The organism is Psychrobacter sp. D2 (assembly GCF_013608135.1).
GTDB classification, from domain to species: domain Bacteria; phylum Pseudomonadota; class Gammaproteobacteria; order Pseudomonadales; family Moraxellaceae; genus Psychrobacter; species Psychrobacter cryohalolentis.
Genome location: NZ_JACDXZ010000005.1, coordinates 174,659 through 198,707 on the forward strand (window position 1 = coordinate 174,659; position 24,049 = coordinate 198,707).

Below are 24,049 nucleotides of genomic sequence, written 5' to 3' on the forward strand. Positions count from 1 at the left end.
ATTTAAAGAACCAGCTAATCAAGAGCCTATTTTTTCAAGCCAACCTACGGGCAAATGTTTTAAATCTGTAGGCTCATCAATGTCGTGCAGTGGGTCTAATAACGCCAATGTCCAACTCAATGCTGCAATACGTTGTCGAGTCACTGCTGTCACGCTGGCAGTGCTCCACTCAATATCCGAAAATAAACTGTCATCAACTTGCTTAAACCCTAAGAGCACGTAACCGCCATCTGAGGCAGGAATCATGACCGTATCAGACTGTTCTAATTGCTGCACTGCATCTTGAATACGCACTGGCGTTAAGCTTGGGCAATCCGTGCCAATCAATACCACCTGTTTAAAAGTATTTAACGCTTGCCTGCTAGCAGCTAACATACGTAACCCTAAGTCATCATTTGCTTGCGCTGACCACTGCAATGACTCAGGTAAACCAAGCGTCTGCCAACATAAATCATTTGGCGCTGGACTCACACACAGCTCGACGCTAAATCCGGTTGCTAGTGCCTGCTCAACGCTATGCAATAACAGCTGTTTTGCTATAAGTGATGCACCCTCAAGACCAAGCGCAGGCTGCAAACGTGTCTTTGCCATACCACGAGCGGGGAACTTGGCGAAGATAATAATAAGCGCGTCTGTTTGCATAGCATCTCTTGGCATAAGTATTTGAATTTTTATTATTACAAGTTTAAACGGTTTGAGCGCACTTTAGGATTCTTCACGGCTAATAAGGACAATTATTAGCTACTAAGTCTTATAATAACGCTGCTTAATATTATCAGCAGAGACACCGCGCCAGTAATCAAAACGCAGATGCCACATCAAACCTATCGTGCGCCAAGTGCCATACTGTTGCCAGCGCCGTGCCGAAGTCATCACCTTGCTTCGTAGACAAGCCGGCTTACCAACAGCTTTAAGACGTTTGCAAAGTTCAATATCTTCCATAAGTGGCTGCTGAGGGTAACCACCCAGCTGCTCAAAAAGTGATTTTTTGATAAATATCGCTTGATCACCCGTTGCAATCCCACTAAATCTGGAACGCCAATTAATCATCTGACTGACTACCTTGAGCATCCATGTAGAACTTTCCAAACGTACATCAAAACGCCCCCACGCGGCTTGCCTGACGGCTGATGTAATATCGGCAATAGCGTGGTTCGGCAGCTGCGTATCCGCATGCAAAAACAACAACACATAACCCGTTGCTAGCTCAGCACCTGCATTCATTTGCAGCGCACGTCCAGCGGTGGACTCTATTATTTGCCAATCAATAACCTGTTCGCTAATAACGGATGGACTGCTATCTATCAAACCTTCAATCAGTTCCTTGGCAATGGCAACTGAGTTATCTGTTGAACCGCCATCCACTAGTATGACCTGATAAGGTGCTGGATTCAGATGAGCAAGATGACCCATCAATTTAGGCAAATTATCCGCTTCGTTTAATAACGGTATTACGATAGAGAGTGTGATTGGCACAGCAGTCATTTTTATTAACGCCCAGTTTATTTCTTATTCAACCGCCAATCATAATTGGTATAACTGACTTTTATTTTACCCTGCTCTAAGGCCTTCACTTGAGTGCTATTCATTCCTAATGCTTGACTATAACGTCCTAAAAATCCTGCAACGTCATTAGTACCGCGCCAACCCATCGTAAAATCTTCTTTATACCATTTAAAAATTGGTGATACCTCAAGCGTATTGCCCTTCAAGCGATTACGGCTGCTGTCTGCCAAAAACTTACTGGTGACTTGCTCTAACTGCTTCTCTAAGCGCTTTCCAGTAAACGCATCGTCTAGGAGCGCAGGACAGCCAATGCTGGCACAATTAACCGCAAAGTGAATGCGTGGGTCGTTGTAACGCTTGGAGCCGCGAATCAGATTGTGTTCAATATCATCTAGCGAGCGTGTTTTACCCAACAGTGAAATGAAATTCTGCTTCCAAGGTGAGCTTAATACGGATCCAATATCTTTAATTGATTTGATATTTGGATACTTGGTGAGCACCAACTCCACCGTACCTGCATTATAGACATTGATTAAAAAGGCTAATTGCTCATCTTTATTCCAACCGTTAAATTCCGATTGACTGACCTTACTAGTGGCAGCCATATAGCTATCTAATTTACTTTTATCCGACTGCATGCCAGCATAATCAACTACCGACGCTTTACCAGCATTGGTCATGGTTACATGTTTATCTAGCAACGTATCCCAACTGCTGTGATTAAAATCCGCATAGGCGGCTGCGCTTGATAACAAAATAGCGGTGGCAATAGTCGTTTTGACCATTAAGTTATTGAATAATGACATGGTAGTAACTCCGCTTAGATAGATAGGTTTCTGCCTATTCTAATCTCACTTATTCCAGGTTTATCTAATCTACTCTAATAAAGCTACATAGCTAACTCTTCTAAAATACCGCCGCAGCTACTGCCCTGTCCTGCCGTACAACCATAGCAATGGTCCGCAATGGCAATATCATCACCTGCAGGATTTTGTGTTAATAAATCTCGTAGATGACGGCGGGCTTTGTTTGGTACCGGAATCTCAAGCTGCTGGTTGAAATCGCAATCAAATAATTCTCCCAGCCAATTTACACTGATAGTCGAGCGACACATCACTTCGGTTAAATTGGAGGCCACATAATTGGCTTTGAGTAAATCCATATAAGGATGGAACTGTTTTTTAGCCAATAGAACCGCACCAAAGCGCTGAATAGGCATATTGGTTAACGCAAATAGCTGATTAAATTCAATATCGAAGTGCACTTTTAACTCACGCTTATAATCCGCTTCTAGCTGCTGCTGATTGGGTGGTAGTGTCGCCCCTTGTGGGTTATACACAAGATTCAATGTCAAATTCGAACCAGATTTACCATAACCTAAAGCATTAAGCTTGTGTAGTCCTAAGATACTGTCATCAAACGCCCCTTTGCCGCGCTGCTTGTCTACGTTTTCTAATGAGTAACAAGGAAGCGAAGCAACAACCTCGACCTCATTGTCCGCCAAGAACTGCGCCATATCCTCATAACCTTCTACCATCAGAATCGTCAGATTGCAGCGGTCAATCACTTTGACACCCAGCGCTCGTGCTGCTTTAACCAAGTACTTAAAGTCTTCATGCATCTCAGGTGCACCACCAGTCAAATCCAGTGTATCGATATTTTGCGCTTGTAAAATTTGTGGAATCAGCTCAACCAGCTCACGTGACATCATCTCTGTACGGTACGGACTGGCGGCAACATGACAATGCACACAGGACATATTGCACAAGTAGCCCATATTCACTTGCAAGATTTTAAGTTCTCGCCTTTTAATAGTAGGAAAATCAGTATCTTCGAGTAACTCAATGGTAGATTTCATAGTGGTATAGAATCCAGGTGTCAGTCTTCTTGATTATAAATGGACATCATTAAATCTTTGGTATAGATAGTGTTTGTCTTATAAATCTACTGCTTATATAAAGCTAATCTAATTAATAATACCTTATTTTTTCTGATGTATTGCCATTAATCTTAGATTATTGAACACTTATAATGTTAGCTATATAGAAGGACAAAATAAAGCTGCGATATTTTCACAACTTTGAACGACTTAAAAACTTGTGCCATTCTCTCCTGAATAATGAGCGTTTTTTGTCAGCTCATTATTCCGTTATTCTTGCTTTTCTTACGCTAATATTCCATTTATTTCCCTCATGTTTTTGAGTAAATACCTTTATAGGTGATTTAAAAACGCTTTTGTAACAGAAAAACAACACTTATCCCAATAAATCCGATGAACGTTACGATAAACCCGATGAGTGCCATAATAAAATTCTTGCTTAAGCATATAGTTTCGTTTAACTTATTCAGAGGATAGTTTAGATATATTTATATATGGATTATATATAATAAAAATTTAAATTGTCTCAGGAACCTCTCGGAAATATTTCAAAATCAACCATTTAGTAATGCAATATCCAAGTATATACCGTCTATATGTTTATGATTTAAATACCCCTTAGCCCTCAAGTTTTTCTACAAGGATTCGTATGAAATACACTATACACGCTCTATTAGCAGCGATGGCTTTATGCGCAAGTGCAAGCGCTGTAGCCTCTAGTCACCGTGAAGCGCCTTCCATCACCAAAACGCCTAAAGTCGATGCCACTGACCTCTATATGTTTAACAGTTATGAGAGTGGTCGAGCAGATTACGTCACCATCATTGCTAACTATTTACCGCTGCAAGACGCCTACGGCGGACCTAACTATTTTTCGTTAGATGATGATGCTTTATATGAGATCCACATTGATAACAACGGTGATGCGGTCGAAGATGTCACCTTCCAATTTGACTTCAAACAAACACTAAATAGCATCGAAATTGACTCAGATGGTAATGCCTCGACGCCAAATGTTGCGATACCATTATCTAACGCGGGTGATGCCTCAAACCCAGCTAACGTACAAACCAGTGAAAGCTATGGTGTGACGATGGTTAAAGGTGATCGCCGTAGCGGCGCGCGTACACCACTGGGGAATTTTAATAAGCCATTTGATTACATCGGCACCAAGTCTTTTGCAGACTATCCAGGCTATGCAAGAGGCTTTATTAAACCGTTAAATTTAGGTAGTTGTGGGGCTGGCAAGGTCTTTGTCGGTCAACGTGCTGAAAGCTTTGCTATTGATTTAGGCAAAGTATTCGATTTGATTAATTTAAATCCATTAGGTCCACGTGACGGCGGTACAAACGTGTTAGCAGATAAGAATATTACCTCTATTGCAATGGAGATACCTAAAGCTTGTCTCGTTAATGCAGCCCAAGTAGATTTAGGCAATAATAAGAGAGGGGTTGATCCTGTGATTGGCGCTTGGACGACTGCCAGTGTTCGTCAGGCTACCTTAGTCAATCCTTCACCTGCTTCTGGTATCAGTACCACCGCTAAGAAAGGTGGTGCATGGACTCAAGTTTCAAGATTGGGTATGCCGCTGGTCAATGAGGTCGTCATTGGTCTTAAAGACAAAGACAAATTTAACGCCTCAGAGCCAAAAGATGACGTGGCCAATTTCAAGAATTATGTGTTCTATCCTACGTTACCTGCCTTGATTCAAAAACTATATCCAAGTGCGCCAGCACCTACTAACTTCCCGCGTAACGATCTAGTCACTGCCTTTTTGACTGGTGTCCCAGGTGTCAACAAACCAGCTAATGCAAATGTAGTTCCAGGGGATATGCTGCGCTTGAATACTAATATTGCTGCAGTAGGTGCTGGTGCTCAAAACGATTTAGGTGTGATTGCTGGCGATAATGCAGGATTCCCGAATGGTAGACGACCTGGTGATGATGTCACTGATGTATCGTTAAGAGTAGCGATGGGCGCCCTATGTCATACTGGACTACCTGCAGAGACTGTTGGTTGCGTTCCTGATGATGCTAAAGCCGGTACAGCGCCACTTACTGATGGCGTGCGTAAAACCGCTGATAAATTTGATTCAGCCTTCCCTTATCTAAAAACCCCTAACCCTGGCGCAACCTCCCAGCCCCAGTAAGCTAAATCCACCCTAAGGAGAAACAAGATGCGTTATATATGTTTAGTCCTATTGATTACCGGGTCGGCAGCTCTTACTGGTTGCTTCGGTGATAATGATAACAAGAACTTTGAGACAGGAAATCAGGGCAATCCCGATGTAGCAGCAGATCAAGTGAAGGCAAATCTAGCAGTCGAGAGAGTCTCTACCGTGATCAACGCCAGTAAGGATGTAAATACCGACGAACCGCAAGATATTGATCGGATTATCCTTCCCGAAGCCAATCTAGCAGAGCCTGTTGCGGTAACAGGTGCCAACGCCTCGTTGTAATCTGACGTGATATAAACCTGACACCTGATCAAACTCTTGATCAGGTGTTTCTTTATGTTTTGAGCTGAGAGATCTTATGAACTGGATTAAGCCCTTTATTGGACTACTACCGTTATTACTTATCGGCAGCCCCCTTCTTCATGCTGCACCCTTTATTCCAAAAAGCGACCAACAAATTCTTGAGACCTTACCCACCGATTCACCGCCGCCGCGCTACTCAAACTCAGACAGCTTTTTATCTAGTGCGAGCACAGCCAGTCCTGAGCAAACTAGTAAGCTTTTAGAGCGCGCTTACTTACAGGGTGATCCACGTGCGCTGGGTCAAGCCCGAGCGCAGCTGGATCAAATAAAGGATCCGGATGTAGAAACCCTCATGTTACGAGCACGAGCATTACAGGCAGATCACAAGTTCTCCGAAGCAAAAGCACAACTAAAGCAGATATTAAGTAAAGATCCTGCTCACGCAGATGCGCTGTTGACACTCTCTTCTCTGCTTGTCGTACAAGGTCAGTTTGAGGAGGCAATAAGCTACTGTACAAAGCTCGTTGATGCTTCTCTACGTGTCTATCAATTGGCATGTATGGCTCAAGTGCAGAGCATGACCGGTCAACTGACGCAAGCAAAGCAAACCCTGAATGGGCTCGCCAATCTTGCGCCCGGACTCGATGCATCGACCGCACGCTGGATTTACCTTATTCAGGCAGACGCTGCACTGCGTAGCAAGGATGTTGCGCTTGCTACTCAAGTCTTTAGTGTGATGGACACTCAAACTGTACCCGCACTCATGGCACGCGCTGATTGGCTATTAAAACAAGGAGACTATGAAAAAACGCGGCTATTGCTTCAGGATCATACTGATAAAGACGCGCTGTTGCTAAAGCTCATCACGGCTCAAATTCAACTGGGGGATCCTAACGCTCAGCAAAACTTAGGACTTATGAAAGAACGCATCGATGTATGGAAGATACGTGAGGAAAATGCCCACATGCGTGAACAGGCTACTTATGCCCTACTTGCTAACCAAATTAACCCAGCGCTGCAATTGGCTCGCGAAAACTGGCAACAACAGCGCGAAACGGCTGACATCGTGATCTATGCGACAGCAGCCATCAAAGCCGGTAGCAAAAAAGATATTGAGCTATTGCGCCAGTTTATGACAGACACACAATTTGAATATCCGGCACTCGAGCGCGACCTACGCTTAGGTAAAATCAGCAGTTCAAGCAAGCAAGTAAGTAAGGAGGCATCTTCATGAGCGCATTTATCAGGCTCATTTGGAGTCACACTTATCGTTATCTGACTTTATTCTTATTGGTGCTGACGTCTACGGCACTACAGGCACATGAATCTAGTACGGCTTACTTAAACTTAGAGCCCCTGAGCTCGTCGAGTACAGCAGATACTGCTTATAAGGCTAAGTACGAGCTATCGCTTCGAGACTTAGCTTTGCTGATAGATATAGACTCAAACCAAGACAGTCAAGTAAGTTGGGCAGAGGTCAAATCACAGACGACGCTTATAGAACAGCTTATTGCTGCTCAGGTGACATTAGCAGCGGGCGATCAATCCTGTCAAACCACAAACTTTGCGCCACTAGCGATTAATACGCGTGGTGGCTTTAATTACTTACATACCGAATTTGAATTGGGCTGCGCTGCTCCTATATCAGGGCTCAACTATCAAGTTCTGGCAGGTATCGATGCTAACCACCGCTTGATACTGACGCAAGCTGGTAGCGAATTACCGGTTCAAGTATTGACCGTTGGACAAACTTCATTAGGTGCCGGGACAGACTCTGGCTGGCTCTCTACGGCGACAAACTTTTTAAAAAGTGGGATACACCACTTGCTGATCGGCTGGGATCATCTATTGTTTTTGTTTGTCCTTTTAATACCAGCAGTTTACGTGCGTAAGCAAAAACAATTGGTTGCCGTTGCCAAGCCGCAAGCTGCATTACTTGAGGTATTTTGGATTGCAACGTCCTTTACGCTTGCGCACTCAATTACCTTGAGCCTAGCTGCCCTTGGTATCGTCAGTATACCTGCCCGCTTTATCGAATCTTTAATTGCTCTGTCCATCGCATTCGCCGCGTTAAACAATCTGGTACCAATGTTACGAGTGCGAGCCGTCTATCTAGCCTTTGTTTTTGGTCTGATTCACGGGTTTGGCTTTGCCAATGTGCTCGTAGATCTGCCACTAGCAACAAGTGAGCGCGTATTGGCATTATTAAGCTTCAATGTAGGGATTGAGCTAGGACAACTAGTATTCATTGCCATAGTATTTCCGATCGCGCTGTTATTACGTCATACGCGTTTTTATAAATCGGTTATATTCTATGCTGGCTCTTTTGTCAGTATCGCCATTGCATTGTGGTGGTTTTTTGAACGAATAACGTGATTAAAAAGTTAAAATACATATAGGTTGTTCAACATAACATCGATACGTTATTGAATAATTTCGACTAGTTTTACAGCGATTCCACTATGTTTACTTTTATCATAAACACGGTTTAAGACATTAAAGAAGGGGCTAAGATTAATAATCTTAGCCCCTTCTTAATTTCAATAGGAAATTTTGTATTCTATAAATGGCTATTTATTCAGTGACAAAAGCAACCTTAGTCAAACCCGCACTATTGGCGGCAGCCAGCACTTGCGCCACCATATCATAACGGGTGTCTTGATCTGCCCGCAGATGAATATTCGGATTAGCACCGTCTTTTGACGCTTCTTCAAGCCGCAATCGCAATTGCGCTAACGTCAGCGCTTCCTCATCCAAAAATAGACCATTGTTTTTATCAATGCTTATTTGCAATATCTCATCAGGCAAGCCGCTTACTGTGGCATTGGTATCGGGCAGATCTAGTGGTACGGTTGGATTCATCACTGTGGCTGTGACCAAAAAGATAATCATCAGCACCAGCATAATATCAATGAGCGGAATGAGATTCATCTCGCTCATACCTTGGGTCTCTTCATCACCTAGATGGAATGCCATACCTGCCTCCTTATTTTTCTTTATTCGTCAATTTATCGAATGAATAGCCACTGTCTATACTTTGCCATCAGCAACTTGACTATCAGTCACTTTGGCACCAGTCACTTTGGCACCAGTTGCTTTGCTATTTGCTAGCATACTCGGTCGCATTGACTCGCCTAATAGACCATGCGCAATGTCATTCGCTCTATACAAGATTCGGCGATTCATACGCGTAATGACGTTATAGAAAATCACCGCAGGAATCGCGACCGCAAGACCTAGACCAGTCATAATAAGCGCTTCACCTACTGGGCCCGCTACTTGGGCAAGTCCTGCCTGCCCACTATCACCAATACTACGTAGCGCATGGAATATGCCCCACACTGTCCCAAATAGCCCAATAAAGGGTGCAATAGCAGCAGTCGTACCGAGCAGTGGTAACCCTTGCTCGCTTTGATAACGATATCGACCAATCTGCTGTAATAACATCTGTTCGGTGAGAAGCCTGCGCTCTTCTGGGCTAGCTTGCAAAGTGGGCGGTATCTGATTGTGTATTTGCTGAGCTAAGTCAACGACGACGGTTTTAGCCAACTGATGGCTATAGTACAATCGTAAAATCCCTGTCACCCAAGACACAATCGACAAAGCAAATAATGCGAAAAACAAACTCTTAGTAATGATATCCGTATATTGCCAATAATCTGTAAAATCCATATAGGCTCCTAAAAGCAGTTAAATAGCTAGTGAGGCTGACAATACATTTTTTATGAACATATTCTTCATATAGTCGGTTTAATCAAAAAAGGAAAACGAGCTATTACTTAGATTAAGGTCGCTCATATATTAATGACATCGGTACCACACCATTAACAGATCGCTCATTTTGTTGGAACGGTTTAAGTTGTCCTGCTCTGACTTGAGTCATCGCTGCAATATCAACAATCTTATTACCCGATGATTCGAGCAATTGCACATCCGTAATGTAGCCGTTTTTATCGACATGAAGCTCCAATAATACAGTGAAGATATCGCCTGATTGACTAGTCACTTCACGCCAAATCGCCGACGGTAGGTCTGTGTCAGGTTTCTTCTGATCAAGCCAGCTGGCTTGCTCCTCCAAAAAGTCAACTGCCTCATCATTGAGGTTAAGCTGTTTTCGTTTCTCATTACTCTTGCCAGCCTGCGCTTGCAGCAGCTCTTGTCCCGCACGTTTTCTACCTTCTTGCCACTGACGTGCTTGATCACGATTGAATTGTGCTGTCACCGATCGGATTAACGACGCTATATCTATTTCTTCTTCAGCCTTAACCTTGACTGTTTTTCTCGTCTCTTTTATGACCAGCCCTTGCGTTGACATATCTGTTGATTCAGGGCTGACCTGTTCTGTCATCGCTTGAACCAAGGCTACAAGATCCTGTTCTTCTTCCGTCATTTTTTTGGCAGTTTCTTCCGATTCTTTGGTCGTATTTTTCTGTACCAAGACTGGCAATTGAGTTTCTTTTGTTATTTTAGTCTTTTCTGGGTTTGACTGATTTTTTATTGGATCAGATGTTTGTTTTTTTGGTTCAGAACTTAAAGGTTTGATAGAATTTAGCGGTTTACTAAAAGTCGGCTCTGACACAGCATTTACTGACTTAGCTTCTACCTGTTTAGTATCTGATAGTTCAGCGGATTTTTTCTCTGATTGCGGCAGTCGTTGAGGAACAGAGTTAGAGTTTGTAAGGATATTTTCGGCACGACGTTCTTCAGTAGCCGCTGCGGATGATTTCGGCAATGTCACTAGCTCTAATTGGATTGCCTGAGGCTTAGCCGCTTTAGCCTCTAAAATTTCAGGGCTATCCATAGATATCACAGCCCATACAGTAAGACCGTGTAATATAATCACAAAGATAGTTATCCAAGCACTGATAGAGCCGCTGAGACGGGTAAATGGATTTAGTATCATGATGATTTATTAGGCAGCCTATTAGAAATAGCAGTTGAATAATTGTCCATCAACGATAGCAAATATTTGCCTATAAGCGTCAGATTATATAGTAATTTTTATGGAGTGCTGAAGTAGCTTATTGTGCTTACAGTGATGAATGTATCTATTGCAAGAGCAGGACTGATATTACAGCTGGCTTTCATTATTAGTGAGGCGCTTATGAGTGGCAAACTGGTCATAGTGTTGCTAAAAATTGCACTAAGGCTTTGGGCTTATATGTAGTTTATGCCCACATTCAACTGCTACTAGAGAAGGTGAATTAATTTTATGAACGGGTATTATGGTACACCACCGTACTGGGACAAGCCTATGACTAAAAACTAGCCATCATTATTAATGTTAAATATGAACGATAATATTTTTTTGGCATTAATACCTTGAATTTACTTAGATTAACAATGGCAACTGATAAAATTCAGCATATATCGAGGTGCCGATCAGTACACATACAATATTGAGCCAGACCAGACGAACCTGAGTAACTGACCAACTTATCTGCCAATCAATTTTGTCACGCGTCCTTAGCCACTCTGTCACACTAATCGCTACTGTTAGCCATAATGCGCCTACTAAATAACCTCCCAGTACATCGCTCAAATAATGCTCATTCAGCAAAATCCTGCTTAATCCTATCAATAGTGAGAAAAAAACAGTAATCACAGCTATCCGAACTTGCGTGGCAAAGTTGCGACTAAAACGAATGGCCATGTAAGCCAGAAAACCATATAACGCAACCGTAACTGTCGCATGTCCACTGGGAAAAGAATCTGTCTGCTCAAACAATAAAATATCTACTGGTCGCGTGCGATGAAATAATAGCTTGCTGAGGAAAGTAAATATCGTACTTCCTAAAGTGGCTATTAAGAACCCTACTAATATATAGGGTTGGCGAATCACCCAGCATAGGATACAGACTAGTAATACGATTAAACAGGTCGTTGCAGTAGAGGCAAAGCTAGTAATAAAAATAAAAAACGTCACTACAGGCGACTCACTCAGCATACTCATTTGCTGTGACACAAAAAAATCCGTTGCCACAATAGTATCTGAAGTAACAACATCTTCAACCAAACCAAAAAACAAAGCTAAGATATAACCCATGACTAAAAATAAAACCGTCAGAGGCAATCCATAAAAGTGCTGTACAGTGAGCCTTTGCAACGAAGCATGATACAGTTTTGGATAGTTATTTTTTAAGCGAGTGAGTCGTTTGCTTTTTCCAAGATATTGTTCGAGCACCGTCCAATATGTCGGCACCTGATTCAGTACCTTCTGACCATAGCGAATTATCACATACTGTAAAACCCATAAAACAACCATCACTAATAGAATAAAGACTCCTAAAAGGAACAACTGCTGATTTTTTTGGATGAGCGTAATCATGAATGAGAAGTCTCTTTTACAGCCGTTTTTGTGAGTATTTTATGAGTTTTTAGAGTATCAGATACAATCTGTATCTTCGTTATCTATTATGCATCTAATATAGGCTTCTTAACATCTTCTTAACAGGGTAATTGCTACCTTAGAGAATAAAATTTATCTCACTCTATTAAGAAGTCTGTGTATGTCAAAACACTTAATTACCGATCTAGCCATTGCAGAAACCCATAATATAAGTCTTGCTAAAAATAATAATGCAACCTTCGATAAAAATAAATTTTATCATCGTGAAGTCAATCTTACTTATCTGATTATAGTGGTTACGCTCTATCTCGTTGCTACTGCAAATATTGGCTTCTTTAAACAAGTATTAACGATCTATCCGTTTGCTGATAACATTGGTTTTATTGTTTCTCTGACTGGCTTACTGTTTGGGCTGATGTGGTTATTGTTTCAGCTATTATGTTATCGACCGACAGCAAAAGTAGTGCTCATTGCTATGGTGTTGATTGCGGCAGTATGTGGTTACTTCACCGATGCTTATGGAACGATATTTGACACTGGCATGTTGGTTAACAGCTTGCAGACAGACCAAGCAGAAGCGATGGGTTTGATAGCACCAAGCTTTATTGTTCGACTGCTACTATTGGGTCTGCTACCTGCTTTCTTAATTAGTAAGATTCGTATAAAGCGTTTGTCTATAGTTCGCTCAATCGTGCAAAAGGCAATCACCTTGATAACGTCTATTGCGATAATAGCGGTTTGCCTATTACCATTTGGAGATCAATACGCCAGCTTTTTCCGCCAGCATAAAATAGTACGTAGTTATACCAATCCCGTTACCCCTGTTTATTCTGTTATCAAACTCGGTACCGATTACGTCGATGAGCTACGCCGCCCTGATACCTTGATACTGCATGCGCCAGATGCAAAGCGTACCGCAGCCGTCAGTAGCACAACCAAACCTAAGCTGATGGTTTTCGTAGTCGGTGAAACGGTTCGCGCTGACCATATTGGCTTGAATGGCTATAAACGCGATACGATGCCGTTACTTGCCAGCCAGCCGGATATCTATAGCTACAAGCATGCGACCTCTTGTGGTACGTCAACTGCTTATTCAGTACCTTGCATGTTCAGTTATGCAAACCGAAGCGATTACGACGTTGACACTGCTGAATATAATGAAAACGTGCTTGATACCCTCAACAAACAAGGCGTTAATGTGATCTGGCGGGACAATAACTCTAGCTCTAAAGGCGTGGCAGATCGAGTCACCGTTGAGGACTATAAAACGCCTAAGCTAAATCCTAATTGTGATATTGAATGTCGTGATATTGGCATGTTGGACGGTTTTGATACTTTAGTTAAGTCGGACATAGGGGTCAAGACTGCTGCGAAGCCACAAGATACACTGATTTTATTACATCAAATGGGCAATCACGGTCCTGCTTATTACCAACGTTATCCCAAGGAATTTGAAGAATACAAGCCAGTCTGTATGACCAACGAGTTATCTAAGTGTGATGCTCAATCCGTTATAAATGGTTATGACAATGCGATTCGCTATACCGATTACTTTTTAAATGCCGTTATAGATACGCTAAAACCCTATGAGCAAGACTATGATGTGGTGATGGTATATATTAGTGACCATGGGGAAAGTCTGGGTGAAAACAATGTATATTTACATGGTCTGCCGTACGGTATTGCGCCGAATGCGCAAAAACAGGTGCCAGTCATTATTTGGTCACCTAAAAACAATGGCATTAATACTAAGAGTCTGTCTAATATGACCAATCAGCCAGTGTCACATGATTTTATTACGCCAACCTTATTGCATTTTTTTGGTATCACTACTCAAGAAGTAGCGTCAGAACCAACCTTTTTTAAGACTACCCATTAAACTTTTTTATTCAATTCACGCTTTTTGTAGATAGTAGCCATTATGTATAAGATACTTATTATTGAAGACAACCCTGATATCGTAGCCAATATCTATGCTTTTTTTGAGCCAAAAGGTTTCGAGTTGGACAATGCCCATAATGGTCTGAGTGGCTTAGCACTGGCTTCAAGCAATCGCTACGATGTTATATTGCTCGACGTGATGCTTCCCGGTATGGATGGTACTAAGCTGTGCAAAACGCTTAGAGAAGAGCTGCATGATAAGACGCCCGTATTGATGCTGACCGCGCGTGATACTGTTTTGGATAAGGTTGCAGGGTTTGATAGTGGTGCGGATGATTATTTGGTCAAACCTTTCTCATTGGTTGAATTAGAAGCTCGCATCAAAGCATTAATACGCCGCCATCAAGATGAACATTTTCAGCACAATATAGAAGTTGGCAAGCTGTCTCTAAATACTGAGGAACACAGTATCAAACGAGAAGACAAACCATTAAAACTAACCCCAACAGGATTCAAAATCTTACACACTCTGATGATTGCCTCGCCTCGGGTAGTCAGTAAAACTGAGCTTGAGGAAAAAGTATGGGGACAAGATGTGCCAAGTAGTGATGCGCTTCGCACCCATTTGCATAGTGTACGTGCGCAAGTTGATAAACCGTTTGATAAAGTCATGATAGTAACAATGGCTGGTGTTGGTTACCAAATTATTGACCCAGACAAAGTTTGAAAATTCATAATACAATTTAAAGATTGAAGTTTACTATAAGTAGTTACGCCTGTACCTCCCTATATATTACCTGACTCTAAATAAGCACCTGCCATGTTCACTATAGAATCCATCGCTAATAAGTTTCGAATCTCCTATTTGTTATTTGCCTTACTGCTTTGCACAACGTTCGTCAGTATTTTTATGTACGCTGAGATGCGAATTGAACAGGACTTAGTGAAAGGACGTCTTTTACAACAGCTGCAACTTAGTCAAGAAAAAGAAGGTGAACAGGCGGCTTATACAGCAAATCCTGGTATCAAAATTTATCGTTATGACAGTGCGCCTGAAAATTTAAAAGCGATAGCAAACGAAACCGTTCAAGAGATGCAGGTAACCGTGAACAATCAAACGGGCGACACTGAAACGGGTAACACTGAAACGAATCTTCATTTTTTTGCCCACCAACAAAATGAGCAAAAATATATTTTGACCTACTTAGAAGGGTCCGAGATGGTGATGGAAAACTATCCTGTTTTAGCCATCTTCGAAGAGTTAGAGGATATATTTGCAGATGCACTAAAAATTGCGGTTGTTTTGAGCTTGCTTATTGCAGCGCTATTCTCTTACTTATCCTCTAAGCAAATCATTAAGCCTTTACTAGATTTAAAGCAAGCCGTAGAAACCGATCATCAAAACCTCACTGACTTAACCCATCTACCCTCAGAAGTTGGGGTATTAGCACGCGCTATCGATGAAAAAAATCATAAACTAGAGCAATATCTAAAACGTGAGCAGCTATTTACTGGCGATGTCAGTCATGAATTACGCACACCATTGACTATTATCATGGGTGCATCGGAGGTACTAGCCTCACAACTTGAAGACCATAGTCGCCTGAGCGAATTCGCCAACCGTATTAGTACGACCGCCAAAGAAACCTCTGAAATCATCAGCGCTTTATTACTATTATCGCGCGCGCCTGAACAGCTGGACACACCGCAAACCTCTATCAACACCATCGCCCTTAATGAAGTGACACGCTTAACATATTTGCTCCGCCATAAACCGGTAACTTGTAAAGTAGTCGCTGAGCAAGATTACATAGCAAATGTCCGCCCTGAGCTGCTAAAAATGGCATTGGGTAATTTAATAAAAAATGCGTTTCAGTATACTGACAATGGTGAAGTCATCGTGATGATTGATGCTGAGAAAATTACAGTCTCTGATACTGGTCTTGGTATTCCCGAAATTATGATGCCTTTACTCTATGAGAGATTTGAGCGTCTGAATGACATAAATACCAGCGATCAGGTAGAAGGTAGCGGTTTGGGTCTTAGCATTGTGCAACGTATCATGACTCATATGGACTGGGAGCTTATGCACCAAGACAATGCTACAGGTGGTAGTACGTTTAGCATTTATTATAATAAATGCCGTATATAAGTCTTCACTGTATTTCATGAATCAACCAATCAATATTGTCTTAACGTTTTCTTAATATCCCCTGTTTTATACTGTTTTCATAAGAACAGTATGCTAATTTTTTGTTTGATTATTTTTTTAATTACTCAAAACATCTAGCGTAACTCAATATTAATGCGTATTAAGAATTCAATATGAATACAATCAACTCCGAATCAAAAAACCAAACGACGGCTACTCAACTGCTTGCACCTAATAGTTATGCCAGTCTTGCCAAAGGTAACAAAGGTCTTTCTCGTATTGTTAAAGCCGCCGGTTATTCTTTAGATGGTTTTAAAGCCGCTTATAAATATGAGGCGGCTTTTAGACAAGTATTCTGGCTTAATAGCGTCTTATTAATAGCAATCATACTTATCCCTTTTGATATCAGCATAAAAATGATGCTGACAATCATCTCTTTTTTATCCCTTATCGTTGAGCTGTTCAATACCGGTATTGAAGCCAGTGTTGATCATACCTCAACGAACCAACATCCACTCGCTAAAATAGCTAAAGACGTAGGTTCTGCGGCGCAATTTTTGGCGTTATTGCTTTTGTTTGTCTTATGGGTAATGGCGTTATGGAACCTTTTATATTAAGTAAGATTCAAAAATTTTCGACTTAATATAATTTAAAAGGAGACTCAATGACGCTAGTAAAAAACACAACTGATTGGACGTGGCTCAAGCTGCTGTGCTTAACGATTATTGCGACATTGACGTTTGAGCACAGCCAATTTGACGTTCGTATTAGTGAGCTTTTCTATACGAATGGACATTGGCTTCTTGAAAAAGGCGCGCAGCCTTATAGATTTATCTTTTATGATTCTCCAAAATTATTATTAATATTATTTGGCGGCTATTTAATAATGATATTAATTTGGCACTATTGGCAACGTCGATACGCTAATACTGTGAATGCTAAAGTGTTTTTTATTAGACCAATCGCAGCATTGTCTAGCCGAGAAGTAGGTTATTTATTAATCACTATCATCATAGTACCTACGGTTATCGCAACCCTCAAGAGCTTTACCCATGTTAGCTGCCCAAATAGTTTATTTCTTTTCAATGGTGATTTACCATATCTCAATCTTTGGCAAAACATACTTTCTAAAACGCCTGCGAAGTGCTTTCCAGCGGCGCATGCCAGTGCAGGATTTTCTTTATATGGATTGGCATTTTTACCGACAGTACAAAAATATCGCTATAAAATCTTTGCAATAGTCACAGCTTTAGGATGGACGATGGGGCTATATAAAATGGCATTTGGCGACCATTTTTTTAGCCATACTTTAGTTTCGATGTTGTTGTCACTGACGCTTGCCTGCGCGCTTGCCAGCCTATTTTTCAGAAGGTCTTTAAAATAATAAACCTTGATAATTTATTAGTTGCATGGTGATAATGCCATTGGAAGTTTGTTTTGGGGCTGGCTTGTAATATCTTAGATGATGATTGCTTTATCAATACAGTAATATCAATTTTATAAACGAACGCCATTTGTGACTCAGCATCAATAAATAAGAAAAAGGTTGCGATCGCTATTTGTAATATAGCGATCGCAACCTTTTTTATTGATGGTTTTTCTTATGTGGTGTTATAAAATTAAGATTATAGAAGCTATTAATTAGCGTAAATCATCAATGACTGCTAACATGGCAACTAGCGACGCTTCTCCCAATTTAATAGAACGCTCTGGTGACCAACCCGTATCTGCATCAGGTAGATTATTGTTATCTATGAACGGCATCTCTAAAGTATTGGCTAGGCAGTCAAAACGTTCGGCCACCCAGTGAGTTGCGAGCGTCATATTCGCTGTACCCGGTGCATCAACGTCATAGCCTTCTTCAGTCTGAAAGTCAGCACTGGCCAGCTTTAACACTTCTGCAAATCTATCACGGAGTCGCGCGAGTCGGTCGTTATAATTAGGCGTCCCTTGAGAGCCGGCAAGGAAGACAAAAGGTATCTCTTCGTCACCATGTACATCATAAAATAGATCAACGCCAGTCGCTTCCATTTTCTTAATAACATGAAACACTTCAGGGCTTTTTTCTAAACTCGGATTTGACCAGGCGCGGTTTAGGTTCGTTCCGACTGCATTGGTACGTAGGTGACCACGTACACTGCCATCGGGGTTCATATTCGGCACAATATAAAAGTTTGCTTTATCTAATAATAATTTTCCAGTCGCATTATCACCGTCTAATAAGCTATACATGAGACCTTCGACCAGCCATTCAGCCATAGTCTCACCAGGATGCTGACGCGCTGTGATCCAAATGTTGCGCTTACTCTCGTCACTACTGCTATCGCCATCACTAATTTTAACTAAGGTTAAGTCGCGCTTATCAAGCGTTTCACCTAAATACTCTAACGTCACAAATGGGTGCATTTGTACAGCGGCTAATAAATCTTGATGACGCTCATAACTGTAAGGGGCAAAAAAAGCAATTTGAATGGTTTCACATTCCATGTCTACGTTTATGGTCAGCTTGCCGTCTTTATAAGAGGTGGGCAGGCGGAACCAATACTCACGATCATAGGAAGCAACTGCTTGATAACTCTCCCACCCTCCAGGGAATGCCGCTTCCCCTGCATTTAGGATATTGAGCACATATTGCTCGCCAATCTGACCGGTTATACGAAAGTTAAACCATTGAAAAAACTCGCCACCGACGTCCGGACGAATAGCCAATTGGATATCTTTTTTATCTTCTAAACTAATAACCTCAATATTGCCCGCATCAAAATTCGCCGTGATATGCATAACCTGTCCTTAATCAGTTTTTATGGTAATGCTTTAAAGAATATGTCGGAGTGCCAGATAGCGTAATAGTGTAGCAGTCAACGCAAAAATGAGCTATGCCGAAAAACGCTAAAGCTTAAATTTGGCATAGCCGTATATAAAAATTCCATTGCACCTGCTTGCAGTCACGCTAATAACCTTTTATCCTTTCGCTCTTTACTACCATAAGTGACAAGCTTTATGCGCCTTTCTCCTAACTTGCGATACAAGCAATAACTGCATAATCATGAGTTAGACAATGACATATAACTTTAAACGAAATACTATTCAGCTATTCCGCTTAAAAATTATTTAGCTTAGAAGCTATATTTGGCCATGATTTCGACTTGCTGACCTTTCTTTACTTGCGATAACGTCTTATCGCTTCGATCTCGCCATTCAATACCAAAATCGAGATCTGGTAAATAATTATAGACAAGGTTTATACTTTTTACATTGACAGAAGTATCAGCCGCATCATCTACATTAATCTCACCATAACGCATGTTACTAAGAAGTTTTTCTGAAAATTTATGTCTATATCCTACCGTAAAGCCTGTTTGCGACACAAGTTCGCCGTTTTCAGCATCACAATCTGAAGCTCCAGTTGCCCCAAGCGCTTTTCCGACACATACCGTCGAATAGACACCCATCCCTTTACCATTGAATACGCTCGCATGTAATGAGTCATTACCCAGTTTGAGTTTACCGGCCAAAGAAGCACCGACACCGACATCTGAATCGTTTCCATTTTTAGCCTCACGCGCAGTGACCGCTAAGTTATAGCTAAGATCAGATATATTATTTTTATAGCTGACCACCATATCGGGCAGGTTAGCGTCCTCATAAACAGGTTGTTGAGCGGTAAAGCGAAGCCCTTTATGGGTATAATGCACCGTCAAATCTGGACGGATATCAGCGCCCCCACCCGAGATGGTTCCTAATCCCGTACCTCGAAAGTCGAGCTGTTCAGTCAAAAGTGGGTAGACCGCCAAGAACTGCCCGTTCCATGTCTTACCTACGGTCAAATCATTGACCTGAACATAAGCATGGCGAAGTCGCAAGTCTGAACCGCCATTTGCGGCATTGCCATAAAAATCCCCTTCAATAAAACCCGTTAATTTTTTATCATCTACCTTCTTAGTGGTTTTCAGATTAATCCGAGATTGCCGTGCATTGCCTTTGAACTCTGACTCGCCTTCATCTGGAGAATAAAATATACCCTCGGCTTTAACATAACCACCGATACTTAGAGTAGTATCTGCATTTGTGACAAGATCTATGGCTTGTGCTTGTGCACATACCCCAAGAACCACCAAACCAAAAGACAATTTTTTGATATAAAGCATGATCTATACATTCCTTGTATTGTTTGAAAATTCCTTTAAATGCCTATCGCTACTGTATTCTGTTACTTCATAAATACCAGTACTATCTCCTTGTACAAAAACACATGTTTCCTACTTTATTGAACCCTTTCAAAATCGCTAATAGCGGCTTTTTTTGTCTCGTCGATATTTTTCTTTTGTCCAGTGGCTTTATCAAGATATACCAGTACTGACTCACCGCTAGCAACGATAGTATTCATAGCAGTACTATAATAGGTGTACTCGTGAATCAAGCTGGCATTGCCAATTTTCTTAATTCGAACCCCAATCCATAAAGTATCGGGGTAAATTACTGGTTTGAAGTATTGGCAGGATGATGCTGCCATGACTGAAAAAGTCTTTTCATTGAATAGATTTAATTGACTGTTATAGTGGATACGAGCATTTTGGGCATAAGTGTAATAGACCACATTATTGACATGACCAAAAGAATCCATATCGCCCCACTCTACTTGTTGAGAGTAAATGACCGCAAAACCATGCATAGGATGGTTATTATCTTTATTAAGCGTCTCTTGTATTTCTGGTAATTTTGCTAAAGCTTTCATAGTTATCTCGTCTAGTCGCGCCAATGAACATACCTATTCAAATTATCAGTAAGCTGCATTAACTGTTTTCTTGCAGTCACTAATAAAGATGTTTGGATTAGATTAATTTTTCTGCGTACATTATCCGCATCTTTTTCTTATCAAGCTTACCCACACTGGTCTTCGGCATTTCTACTAAGAATTTTATTTCACTGGGGACGCCATACTTTGGTAAATAGCCTTTTTCAACCGCTTGATGACCCAATGCTAAAATCTCCTCCGCTTTAATATCGGTATGATCAGGTTTCAGGACCACTAACGCTAGAGGACGTTCGCCCCATTTTTCATCCGCTACGCCAATAACGGCCACTTCAGCAACGCAAGGATGGAATGATAAAATATTTTCGACTTCAAGCGAGGATACCCATTCGCCACCTGACTTGATGACATCTTTGAGCCTATCCGTAATTTTGAGAGTACCATCAGCGGTAATGCAGGCAATATCTTGGGTATGCATCCAGCCACCGCGCCATAACTCATCGCCAGCATCTGGATTCTTAAAATAGCTTTGGGTCAGCCAAGGCGCTCGAACGACGAGTTCGCCGGTCGACTCACCATCCATCGGTAAAGATTTGCCGTTCGCATCCCAAAGCTCCATCGATACCAGCATAATTGGTGAGCCAGAAAGACAACGATAGTTGATCTGCTCTGTCGTTGTCATAGTACTTGTCTGATCACCAAATGCCATTCTGGCAAGGACAGGACAGGACTCTGACATTCCAAACCCCGAGATAAACTCTATGCCACTTTCAATAGCGGCTTCAGCTAGAGCTTCGTTTAATTTGGAGCCACCTACTGACAATTTAAGACCGTTAAACTTGCGTCCTCGGGTGGCCATTTCTTTGATTAACATTTGTAAAATGGTTGGGACACCATGTGATAGCGTTACCTTATGCTGTTCAATCAAGTCAACCAATACTTCAGATACATAGCGCCCTGGATACACTTGTTTTAGCCCTATCATGGTTGCCCCATACGGCCAGCACCAAGCATGCACATGAAATAATGGCGTCATCGGCATGTAGACATCATTGTAGCGAGCACCTTGACCTTCGGCGCTGAGTGCAGAGGCCAGCGTACTCGATAGCGTCTGCAATACGATCTGTCGATGGGTAAAGAAAACCCCTTTTGGGTCACCCGTCGTACCACTGGTATAAAATGTGGTAGCGATGGTATTTTCATCAAAATCTGGAAAATCAAACTCATCACTGGCCGCGGCTAGCATTGCCTCATACTCACCTTCAACATAATCTGGCATATTGGCTTGCTCAGTTTTTGTATCGTTTTCACCATATTGAACGTCATCCAGCCAAATAATTTTCTCAATAGAAGGGGCTTCATGACGATAGTTTTTAGCCATTGGCTCAAACTCAGCATTAAGTAACAAGGCTTTTGGTTTGGAATGGTTGATGGTATACAGCACTTTATCTTCAGCCAAACGTACATTGACCGTTTGCAAAATCATTCCAGACATAGGCACAGCAAAGTACGCTTCAAGGTAACGATGACTGTCCCAATCCATAACAGCAACCACATCACCTGCTTGCAAACCCATATCTTTAAGTACGTTTGCCAAGCGATTAACACGCTTAAAAAATTCAGCGTACGTATAAGTAACCTTATCCGCATAACTAATGGTTTGATCTTTAGAGGCAATTTTTGCACGGTTTAGTAGCTGTTTGATAATCAAAGGAAAACCATAGGCTTCTTGAGCTTGCTGGTAATCCTCATGTTGGTTAAGTATCGTAGTCATTATGGTCATCCTTGAAATTAAAAATATATGGCAAAAGTATTGAAAGGGTTAGACTCGTTCAATCACCATGGCAAGCCCTTGCCCAATGCCAATGCATAAACTGACCACCGCGTATTTTTCGCCCGTACGCTGAAGCTCGCGAGCGGTACTTAATGCCAGTCTGGCGCCTGATGCACCCAGCGGATGACCGACGGCAATTGCTCCGCCGTTAGGATTGACGCGTTTGTCATCAAAATCAATATCCAAACCTTTTAAGCAGGCGAGTACTTGCGAGGCAAACGCTTCATTAATTTCAATGATGGACATATCATCAAGGGTCAGATCAGCACGTTTCAACGCCAGTTTAATGGCTTCCACAGGGCCTACGCCCATAATATTTGGCTCAACACCCATAGCACCGGATGAAAGAATCTTGGCAATAGGCTTAAAGCCTAACGTTTCCTCTGCTTGCTTTGAGCCAATAATCAGCGCCGCTGCGCCATCATTGATACCTGAAGCATTACCTGCTGTGACGACACCTTCGTTGTTTAAAGGCTTAAGTTTTTGTAACGCTTCAACAGTAGAGCTGGCACGAGGATGCTCATCTTCCGCTATCGCTTTTTCGGGTAATTTTTTACCTTGCGATACCATAATTGGTGTTATTTCATCATTGAAGAACCCAGCTTGTTTTGCCGCTTGGTATTTAGCTTGCGAAGCCGCTGCGAATTTATCTGCTTCTTCACGAGTGATACCATATTTGCGAGCGACGTTATCGCCTGTTTGCGGCATGCTATCGCTGCCAAACTGTTTTTCGATAATAGGATTGGGGAACCGGCTGCCAATAGTCGTATCAAATACCTTAAATTCACGACTAAAAGGCTGCTCAGTCTTAGCAAAGACAAAAGGTGCGCGGGTCATGGACTCAACGCCACCTGCTAAAAATATATCCCCCTCATGACAAGTAATACTACGAGCGGCATCGATAATGGTCGATAGTCCTGAAGCGCATAAGCGATTGACGGTTTGACCGGGTGTTTTGACATCTAATCCTGCTAATAACGCGGCATTACGGGCGATATTACGTGAGTCCTCACCAGCTTGATTGGTATTACCGATCAGCACTTCATCAAAGATATCATTAGGTAATTGATGCTTTTCGACCAAAGCTTTCATTACTGTCGCAATCATGTCATCAGGACGAACGGTGGCTAATGCGCCTCCATGGCGACCAAAAGGGCTTCTTAATCCGTCATAAATATAGGCATCTAACATAACTTTTCCTTGTTGTGTTTTGAGA

General features: G+C 41.8%; 22 protein-coding genes. 9 read left to right on the forward strand and 13 right to left on the reverse strand.

Features of this window, described 5'->3' with window-relative positions:
* Positions 1 to 18: 18 nt before the first annotated feature.
* The 4 genes from H0262_RS08575 to arsS all read right to left on the reverse strand — a co-directional run bounded on the left by H0262_RS08575 (position 19) and on the right by arsS (position 3,364).
* Positions 19 to 642: a TIGR04282 family arsenosugar biosynthesis glycosyltransferase gene (locus H0262_RS08575; RefSeq protein ID WP_181210463.1), complete on the reverse strand. Its 624-nt coding sequence runs from the start codon at positions 640 to 642 to the stop codon at positions 19 to 21.
* A gap of 102 nt (positions 643 to 744) precedes the next feature.
* Positions 745 to 1,485, reverse strand: a complete 741-nt coding sequence (locus H0262_RS08580; RefSeq protein WP_181210464.1) for a TIGR04283 family arsenosugar biosynthesis glycosyltransferase — start codon at positions 1,483 to 1,485, stop codon at positions 745 to 747.
* Between the two features lie 17 nt (positions 1,486 to 1,502).
* Entirely contained in the window at positions 1,503 to 2,312 is an 810-nt protein-coding gene (locus H0262_RS08585; RefSeq protein ID WP_181210465.1) for a DUF547 domain-containing protein, read from the reverse strand.
* Between the two features lie 83 nt (positions 2,313 to 2,395).
* Complete coding sequence (gene arsS, locus H0262_RS08590) at positions 2,396 to 3,364, reverse strand: arsenosugar biosynthesis radical SAM (seleno)protein ArsS (protein WP_181210466.1); 969 nt, start codon at positions 3,362 to 3,364, stop codon at positions 2,396 to 2,398.
* 670 nt (positions 3,365 to 4,034) lie between these two features.
* Here arsS and H0262_RS08595 point away from each other — a divergent pair.
* From H0262_RS08595 to H0262_RS08610, 4 genes are all read left to right on the forward strand, one after another.
* Complete coding sequence (locus H0262_RS08595) at positions 4,035 to 5,534, forward strand: DUF4331 domain-containing protein (RefSeq protein ID WP_181210467.1); 1,500 nt, start codon at positions 4,035 to 4,037, stop codon at positions 5,532 to 5,534.
* A gap of 27 nt (positions 5,535 to 5,561) precedes the next feature.
* Positions 5,562 to 5,843, forward strand: a complete 282-nt coding sequence (locus tag H0262_RS08600) for a hypothetical protein (protein ID WP_181210468.1) — start codon at positions 5,562 to 5,564, stop codon at positions 5,841 to 5,843.
* 76 nt (positions 5,844 to 5,919) lie between these two features.
* Positions 5,920 to 7,098: a lipopolysaccharide assembly protein LapB gene (locus H0262_RS08605; protein ID WP_181210469.1), complete on the forward strand. Its 1,179-nt coding sequence runs from the start codon at positions 5,920 to 5,922 to the stop codon at positions 7,096 to 7,098.
* The gene (locus tag H0262_RS08610; protein WP_181210470.1) at positions 7,095 to 8,240 is read left to right on the forward strand and encodes a HupE/UreJ family protein; all 1,146 of its coding nucleotides are present in this window, start codon (positions 7,095 to 7,097) and stop codon (positions 8,238 to 8,240) included. The genes H0262_RS08605 and H0262_RS08610 overlap by 4 nt, the downstream gene beginning before the upstream one ends.
* A 198-nt stretch (positions 8,241 to 8,438) precedes the next feature.
* Here H0262_RS08610 and H0262_RS08615 read toward each other — a convergent pair whose 3' ends face one another.
* From H0262_RS08615 to H0262_RS08630, 4 genes are all read right to left on the reverse strand, one after another.
* Positions 8,439 to 8,840: a biopolymer transporter ExbD gene (locus H0262_RS08615; RefSeq protein ID WP_181210471.1), complete on the reverse strand. Its 402-nt coding sequence runs from the start codon at positions 8,838 to 8,840 to the stop codon at positions 8,439 to 8,441.
* 54 nt (positions 8,841 to 8,894) lie between these two features.
* Positions 8,895 to 9,536, reverse strand: a complete 642-nt coding sequence (locus H0262_RS08620; RefSeq protein ID WP_181210472.1) for a MotA/TolQ/ExbB proton channel family protein — start codon at positions 9,534 to 9,536, stop codon at positions 8,895 to 8,897.
* Positions 9,537 to 9,648: 112 nt separating this feature from the next.
* Positions 9,649 to 10,665, reverse strand: a complete 1,017-nt coding sequence (locus H0262_RS08625; RefSeq protein ID WP_259275437.1) for an energy transducer TonB — start codon at positions 10,663 to 10,665, stop codon at positions 9,649 to 9,651.
* Between the two features lie 531 nt (positions 10,666 to 11,196).
* Positions 11,197 to 12,192, reverse strand: coding sequence for a phosphatase PAP2 family protein (locus tag H0262_RS08630; RefSeq protein WP_181210474.1), 996 nt, complete (start codon positions 12,190 to 12,192; stop codon positions 11,197 to 11,199).
* A gap of 181 nt (positions 12,193 to 12,373) precedes the next feature.
* On the opposite strand from H0262_RS08630, the gene H0262_RS08635 reads away from it, so the two are divergent.
* From H0262_RS08635 to H0262_RS08655, 5 genes are all read left to right on the forward strand, one after another.
* Complete coding sequence (locus H0262_RS08635; RefSeq protein ID WP_181210475.1) at positions 12,374 to 14,092, forward strand: phosphoethanolamine transferase; 1,719 nt, start codon at positions 12,374 to 12,376, stop codon at positions 14,090 to 14,092.
* Positions 14,093 to 14,134: 42 nt separating this feature from the next.
* Entirely contained in the window at positions 14,135 to 14,821 is a 687-nt protein-coding gene (locus tag H0262_RS08640; protein ID WP_133104297.1) for a response regulator transcription factor, read from the forward strand.
* 93 nt (positions 14,822 to 14,914) lie between these two features.
* On the forward strand, positions 14,915 to 16,246 hold the full coding sequence (locus H0262_RS08645) for a cell wall metabolism sensor histidine kinase WalK (protein ID WP_181210476.1): 1,332 nt from the start codon (positions 14,915 to 14,917) through the stop codon (positions 16,244 to 16,246).
* Between the two features lie 173 nt (positions 16,247 to 16,419).
* The gene (locus H0262_RS08650) at positions 16,420 to 16,863 is read left to right on the forward strand and encodes a diacylglycerol kinase (protein ID WP_181210477.1); all 444 of its coding nucleotides are present in this window, start codon (positions 16,420 to 16,422) and stop codon (positions 16,861 to 16,863) included.
* 47 nt (positions 16,864 to 16,910) lie between these two features.
* Entirely contained in the window at positions 16,911 to 17,630 is a 720-nt protein-coding gene (locus H0262_RS08655) for a PAP2 family lipid A phosphatase (RefSeq protein ID WP_181210478.1), read from the forward strand.
* Between the two features lie 257 nt (positions 17,631 to 17,887).
* Here the strand turns inward: H0262_RS08655 and H0262_RS08660 are convergent, their stop codons facing one another.
* The 5 genes from H0262_RS08660 to H0262_RS08680 form a co-directional block, all read right to left on the reverse strand.
* Positions 17,888 to 19,027 (reverse strand): carboxypeptidase family protein, encoded by a 1,140-nt coding sequence (locus H0262_RS08660; RefSeq protein WP_181210479.1) that lies wholly within the window; start codon positions 19,025 to 19,027, stop codon positions 17,888 to 17,890.
* 335 nt (positions 19,028 to 19,362) lie between these two features.
* Positions 19,363 to 20,394 (reverse strand): porin, encoded by a 1,032-nt coding sequence (locus tag H0262_RS08665; RefSeq protein ID WP_181210480.1) that lies wholly within the window; start codon positions 20,392 to 20,394, stop codon positions 19,363 to 19,365.
* Positions 20,395 to 20,510: 116 nt separating this feature from the next.
* Positions 20,511 to 20,981: a thioesterase family protein gene (locus tag H0262_RS08670; RefSeq protein WP_181210481.1), complete on the reverse strand. Its 471-nt coding sequence runs from the start codon at positions 20,979 to 20,981 to the stop codon at positions 20,511 to 20,513.
* A gap of 97 nt (positions 20,982 to 21,078) precedes the next feature.
* A complete protein-coding gene (locus H0262_RS08675; RefSeq protein WP_181210482.1) occupies positions 21,079 to 22,773 on the reverse strand; it encodes a fatty acid--CoA ligase in 1,695 nt (564 codons plus the stop codon).
* 48 nt (positions 22,774 to 22,821) lie between these two features.
* A complete protein-coding gene (locus H0262_RS08680; RefSeq protein ID WP_181210483.1) occupies positions 22,822 to 24,024 on the reverse strand; it encodes a 3-oxoadipyl-CoA thiolase in 1,203 nt (400 codons plus the stop codon).
* Positions 24,025 to 24,049: the final 25 nt, after the last annotated feature.